At 71.7% G+C, this 6,074-nt stretch carries 3 protein-coding genes; all 3 read right to left on the reverse strand.

Annotated features, from left to right (window positions below):
- Positions 1–2,571, reverse strand: a 2,571-nt coding sequence (locus tag AC5LSR_RS16585; protein ID WP_493468662.1) for a transglutaminase TgpA family protein, incomplete at its 3' end; no start/stop codon positions are given.
- On the reverse strand, positions 2,568–4,751 hold the full coding sequence (locus tag AC5LSR_RS16590) for a DUF58 domain-containing protein (RefSeq protein ID WP_250286486.1): 2,184 nt from the start codon (positions 4,749–4,751) through the stop codon (positions 2,568–2,570). The genes AC5LSR_RS16590 and AC5LSR_RS16585, both read right to left, overlap by 4 nt.
- A 6-nt stretch (positions 4,752–4,757) precedes the next feature.
- The gene (locus AC5LSR_RS16595) at positions 4,758–5,786 is read right to left on the reverse strand and encodes an AAA family ATPase (protein ID WP_445548461.1); all 1,029 of its coding nucleotides are present in this window, start codon (positions 5,784–5,786) and stop codon (positions 4,758–4,760) included.
- Positions 5,787–6,074 lie beyond the last annotated feature (288 nt).

The following is a 6,074-nucleotide window of genomic DNA, read 5'->3' on the forward strand; positions in this document are numbered from 1 at the left end:
GTGCCGGCTGTTCTGGTCGTGCCGGAGTGCTGCCGGGCGTCTCGGCTTCGGGCGGCTCCCCGTCCGGACCAGGCTGCGCAGGCCCCTCAGGTCGGCGACCACGGAGCGGGGGACTGCGGTGGCCCAAACGCGGCTGGTACGCGGCGTTATCTTCTTCAGGATGCGCGTAACTGTCTGTAGATCACGTCCGATTCGTTCGTCCGGTGCGTGGGAGCGGACCAGGGCCAGCGGCGCGTAGCAGGCGAGTTCCTCCGCCTCGGCGATCCGGAGCAGGGCAGCCAGGGCCTCCTCGGCCTCCGCCGTCGTGATCGTTCGCTCGGGGGTGCGGGCGTTGGCCGCGATGTGAGCGCTCAGCCGCGTCGCGCTGGCTCGCGGGGACTCGTTCGGCCGCAGCGGCATGCCGAGATCGACGGTGAGGTCGGCCAGTTCGGCCCAGGCCGCGTGCGCACGGCTGTCGGCCGCCGCGTCCCCGTCGTCGGGGGCCTCCCGCAGGGTGGCCCTGAGGCGCTGTCGACGGCGGGCCATCCGCAGCAGGGCTGGTCCACCCAGTGGCGCGAGGAGGGCGGCCCCCGGCAGGAACCACCAGAGGATCGCGGGCAGCGGCCCGTCGCTGGTGGGCCGCGGCTGTGTGAGGGGCTGATGCGCCACCGTGTCCTGCCCGTCGCCGCTGGTGGTGCCTGCGCTCGGCGCGGCGGTCTCGGGCGCGGACGACGACCGGGCGGCGCCCGCCTGCACGGAAGCCGTGCTCCCTCCAGCCGGCTTCTGGACCTGTGAGTAGCCGGGGATGGCGATGCCCGCACTCGCTGGCGGGGTCGGCTCGAAGGGGATCCATCCGGTGGGGGCGAACCACACCTCTGGCCACGCATGCATGTTCTTGTTGGTCATCAGGTAGCTGCCGTCCGGCTGCCGTTCGCCCGCGTTGAAGCCGATCGCCACCCGGGCCGGGATCCCCAGCGACCGCAGCAGCACCGTCATCGCGGAGGCGAACTGCTCGCAGTAGCCGCGTTTGCGCGTGAACAGGAAGTCTGTCAGCGCCCCGGCCTGGGTGGTGGGTGCGCCGTCCAGGTCGTAGGTGAAGGCACCGCTCTGCAGGTAGTTCTGGATGGCGACAGCCTGCTGGTAGGGGCCGGACGCGGTTCGCGTGAGCTGCCGTGCCAGGTTGTGGATCCGGGGGTCGGTGCTGGCGGGCAGTTCGGTGTCGATCTTCAGCTCGGCTGGGACGGCTGTCAACGTGGTCGTGAGCTCTTCGCGGGTGGGGGCTGGGACGGCTGCTTCGACCTGGTAGGTCGCGTCGGCGGTGGAGGTCCGGGTGCTGAACACCGTGCCGGTCTCGGCGGCCAGCCGCCAGTCACCGTCAAGACCGGTGATTCTGGTCGGGGTGCCGGGCAGCGGGAGGTAGTTCGCCTCCAGGTCCTTCGACACGCGGATGGCCGCGGCGATCTGCGTGCTGTGGGCGGTGGCTGTCGGCCTGGGCAGGCCGTTGCTGATTTTTGCCTCGCGTCCGGCGCGCAGCGCCCGCAGGGTGAACTGTTGCCCGTCGAACTGTTCGAGCGCGGTCAGCCGCAGATACTGCGGTGACGTGGTGCGCACCGACACCAGTTCCTTTGTCAGCGGGGAGTGCAGTTGCTGCGCCAACGAGACGATCGGCTGGATGACAACCGTCGAGCCGGGGCCGTCGTCATGGTTGTTGCCCTGACCGTGCGTGACAAGCGCCAGTTCCTGTAGCGAGGGCAGCGCGGCCGGTACAGCCACCGCGCACACCATCGCGCACACGGTGATCCCGATGACGTGGACGCCGGCTCTGTTGCCCAGCCGCGGGGATGCCGACGAGGCGGCATCCGATGCGCCCTGGCCAGGGCCATGATCAGAGCCAGAGCCAGAGCCAGAGCCAGAGCCAGAGCCAGAGCTATGGCCGGTGCCGACGCCTGGGCCGGGTGCGCCGGAACCCGATGCGGGGGCTGACGCGGTGGTGACCGGTTTTCGCCAGCGTTCGATGCTGGTGTGGCCGTCCACTATCAGCAGCAGGAGGAAGCCCAACGCGCCGAGAACGAACCGGACCGGCCCGACGCCGTCCGGCAGCACCGCCGCCGGCAGCATGAACAGCGCCAGCAGCGGGAGCCCGGCGAGTGCCGGACGCCGGGCCACCGTCATCAGGAAATCGACGACCATCGTGACCAGATGGACGCCGATGAGGACGAGCAGCGCCAGACCCGGCCGTTGCGGTACCGGCGCGGCGAACCGAGCCACGTCGTCCCGGCCGGTGGCGATCAGGGAACGCAGCGTTTCCAGCGTCTGGCTGGTCGGCAGCACGCCGGCGAGGGCGGTTTCCCGCGCACACAGTATGGTCGCCGCGACGAGCAGGCTGAGTGCCTCCAACAGCACGATGCCCGGGACGGGCAACCGCAGGGCCTGGCCCAGCACGGACGTTCCCGCCACCACCGCCGTGGCCGCGACAGCCAGCCGCAGCCACCACAGGCCGTCGAACAACGGCGCGAGCGCGAACGCGCACAGCAGCGACGCGAGTGCGCCACCGAGAGTAGCGGTCAGGGTGGGGGGCAGGCGCGTGATCATCGCCGCAGGCCTGCTTCCGCCTCTGGCTGCCCTGCCGTGGCCGCGTCTTCCGGGGTCTCCTCAGGCCGCACCCGCGTGGCCGGTGACCGGGGTGTTGCGGACGGGCGCGCCGGCTCGGGCCTGCTGTCGGCGCGTTCCCGCATGGCAGACAAGCGGGGCAGGGGGGACGTTCTGGCGCTGTCGGGCGGTCCGGGTGGGAGGGCTGTCGGGCGTGCGGTGGGTGGGCGTGTGGTAGGTGGTGCCGTGCTGGTCGTGTCAGGCGGGAAGGATCTTGGGCCGCCGGTGGCCCGGCTGGTAATGGCTGGGTCAGCGGCGGTCGGCCAGGTGGCCGCTGGTCTGCCGGCCCTTGGCCTGCCGGCCGCCGCGCTGCTGGTGGCCGAACTCTCAGCGGCCGAACCTCTGATGGCCGAATCGCTGCTGGCTGGCCAGGCGGTGGCCTGACCGGTGGTAGCAGGGCCAACGGCCGCCGAATCAGGAGTCGCCGGGCCAGGAGCCGTCGGGCCAGGAGCGGCCGAGGCAGGAGCCGCCGAATCAGGAGTCGCCGGGCCAGGAGTCGCCGGGCCAGGAGTCGCCGGGCCAGGAGTCGCCGGGCCAGGAGTCGCCGGGCCAGGAGCGGCCGAGGCAGGAGCGGCCCGGCCAACAGTGGATGGCCACTCGAGCGGCTGGCTCGACGAGGCCGACGGATCCGGATGCCGTGGTTCCGGATGCCGCGGCTGCGTGGGACCACTCCCTTGGGCGACGTGCCGTGGTTCCGGATGCCGTGGCTGCGGTGGCTGCGGTGGCTGCGGTCGGCCATGGTGGATCACGCCTGTGCTCTGGGCGCCGGCCGCCTGACGCCCGGCCCTGTTGTTCTTCCCGCTGCCGGCTGTGCTTCGTCCGGAGCTCCGCTGGGACCCACCCGGCCACAACGTGGCGAGGGTGTCGCCGTAGCCGGCGACGATCACAGTCCAGCCGTGACGCTGGAAGACCGCGCGGCAGGCGCGCAGGTTCTCCTGCCCGGTGGCCTCCTGCCCGGCTGCGGCATGGTTCCCGTCCCAGGTCGCGACGTTGACGAGCACGACCGTCGCGAGTGTGCCGCGCGGGCGGGCCCTGGCGAGTATCCCTGCTCGTGCCGGCTCGGTGGAGCCGAGGACCGCCACGAGTATCCCGTCGCCGGCGAGGTGGGCCAGGCCGCGCCGGCCGGGGATGGGCGGGCCCGGGGATGCCGCACGGGACGGCGGACCGGCGTCGGCGGTGGTCACCACGGCGAGCGCGTCCAGCAGCGCGGTGGTGCTGCGGGTCGGCTTCCGTGGTCCGCCCGCGGCCGGTGCGGCCGCCAGGCTGCCGTCACAGATCAGGTCGACCAGGTGGCCGCTCTCGGTGAGATGCGCCGCGACCGAGCCAGCGGCGCTGACCGCCCACTCGAACGAGGAGGCCGGCCCCTGACCGGCCCAGGCCGCGGAGCGGGTGTCGAGCAGGACGGTCGCGCTGGCCGGGCGGGAGCTCTCCTCCCGGCGCACCATCAGCTCACCGGCGCGGGCACTGGTGCGCCAGTGGATCCGTCGCAGGTCGTCCCCGGCCTGGTAGGGGCGGGTGACGAAGTCGTCGGTCCCCATGGTGGGCCGGTCGCGCTGGCGGAGGTCACCGATCGTGATCTGCCTGCCGGGGCGCGACGCGGGCAGCGTTTCCACCGGCGGGGTGACGACCAGTTCGTCGCGGCTGCGGAACGTGCGGGTGAGCTCGCACAGCCCGAACGGATCCGTGATCCGGATCGCCATCGGCCCGATCAGGTAACGGCCGCGCAGCCGGGGGCGAAGCTGATAGGTGAAGTACCGGGCGCCCCCCGGCTCCACCCGGTCGAGCATGAAGCGCGCCCGGAAGCCGAGATGGGCGGGGATGTCGTCATCCACCAGCAGCACCGAGGAGGAACGCCGACTCATGTTGTCGATCCGGACACCGACCGACACCACCGCCCCCACGGTCACGCGGGCGGGTGTCAGGCGCCGGTGGCAGGCGAGCCGGTAGCGGGTCCGGCACACGAACGCCGTCGCGCACAGCGGCAGGGTGAGCAGCAGCAGGCCGGCCCGCAGGAGGTCCTTCTCGCCGACCACGACCGCCAGCCCGCAGCAGACCAGCCCGGTGACCACGAAACACTGCCCGCGGACGGTCAGGCCTCGTAAGGCTGCCAGGAAGTCCGACACAGCGATCTAACGGCCACGGTGCGACGGACGTGCCCCCCGGTGCGGGATGGGGACCCGCGTGAGGATGTCCGCGACGATCCGGGAGGCGGCCTCGACGGCGGACCCGCCCGACGCCGCGGTCTCCGCTCTGACCAGCAGCCGGTGGGTGAGGACCGGTTCGGCCATCGCCTGGACGTCGTCGGGGACGACGAAGGCGCGGCCGTCGAGGGCGGCGTGGGCCCGGGCGGTCCTGATCAGGTGCAGGGCCGCGCGCGGGGAGGCACCCAGGACGAGCTCCGGGTGCCGGCGGGTCGCCGTCACGAGATCGACGATGTAGCGGCGTACCTCGTCGGCCACGTGGACCGAACGGACCAGGGAGATGAGTCTGGTGATCTCGGCGGCCTCGGTGACCGGGTCGACCGCGTCGAGGGGCTCGGTGTTGCCATGGCTGTCCAGCATGGCCAGCTCGGCCGCGGATGACGGATAGCCCATGGACACCCGTGCGGTGAAACGGTCCCGTTGCGCCTCGGGCAGGGGATAGGTGCCTTCCATCTCGATCGGGTTCTGGGTCGCGACGACCATGAACGGCGATTCCAGGTGATAGGTGACGCCATCAATGGTGACCTGGTGTTCCTCCATGCATTCGAGGAGTGCCGACTGCGCTTTGGGGGCGGCTCGGTTGATCTCGTCGGCTATGACCAGGTTGGAGAAGACCGGCCCGGGGCGGAACTCGAAGTCGCGGGTGTCCTGGTTGTAGACGCTCACCCCCGTGACATCGCTGGGCAGCAGGTCGGGAGTGAACTGGATGCGGCGGACGCGGGCGTCGATCGAGCGCCCCAGCGCCTTGGCGAGCATCGTCTTGCCGACGCCGGGCACGTCCTCGATGAGCAGGTGGCCTTCGGCGAGCAGGACGACCAGGGATGTCCTGACCACCTCGGGCTTGCCGTCGATGACGCTCTCGACCGCGCGGGTCATGCGCGTCGCGACATCCGCGAGGTGGCGCAGGCCGGTCCCGGGCTCGCGCCACGGTATGACGCCGGGCTCCGTCACCGTCACGTCGGCCTCCGTCCCCAGATCGGCGAGGTGGGCCCGGCGGCCCCCCCACAAGTGTGGCACCGAGCGGAAGCCGATCTTCACCGGCGGGAATCATCCGTCCGCTCCGTCCGGAAAGCGTACTCATTCGCGGCGGCGGTCGAGGATAGCCGCTGCATCGGTTACCGGAGGTGTTTTTGACACGTTCGGTCAAAAGACACATTGATGCCGGAGAGGTGATCTCCAGGCCCCGCCGGACGTGGGCGTGGGGGTGTCCGGAGTGTCGGACAGGTGGGGGGGAGTGGGGTACAG

It is taken from the genome of Protofrankia sp. CiP1_Cm_nod4, from assembly GCF_982290645.1.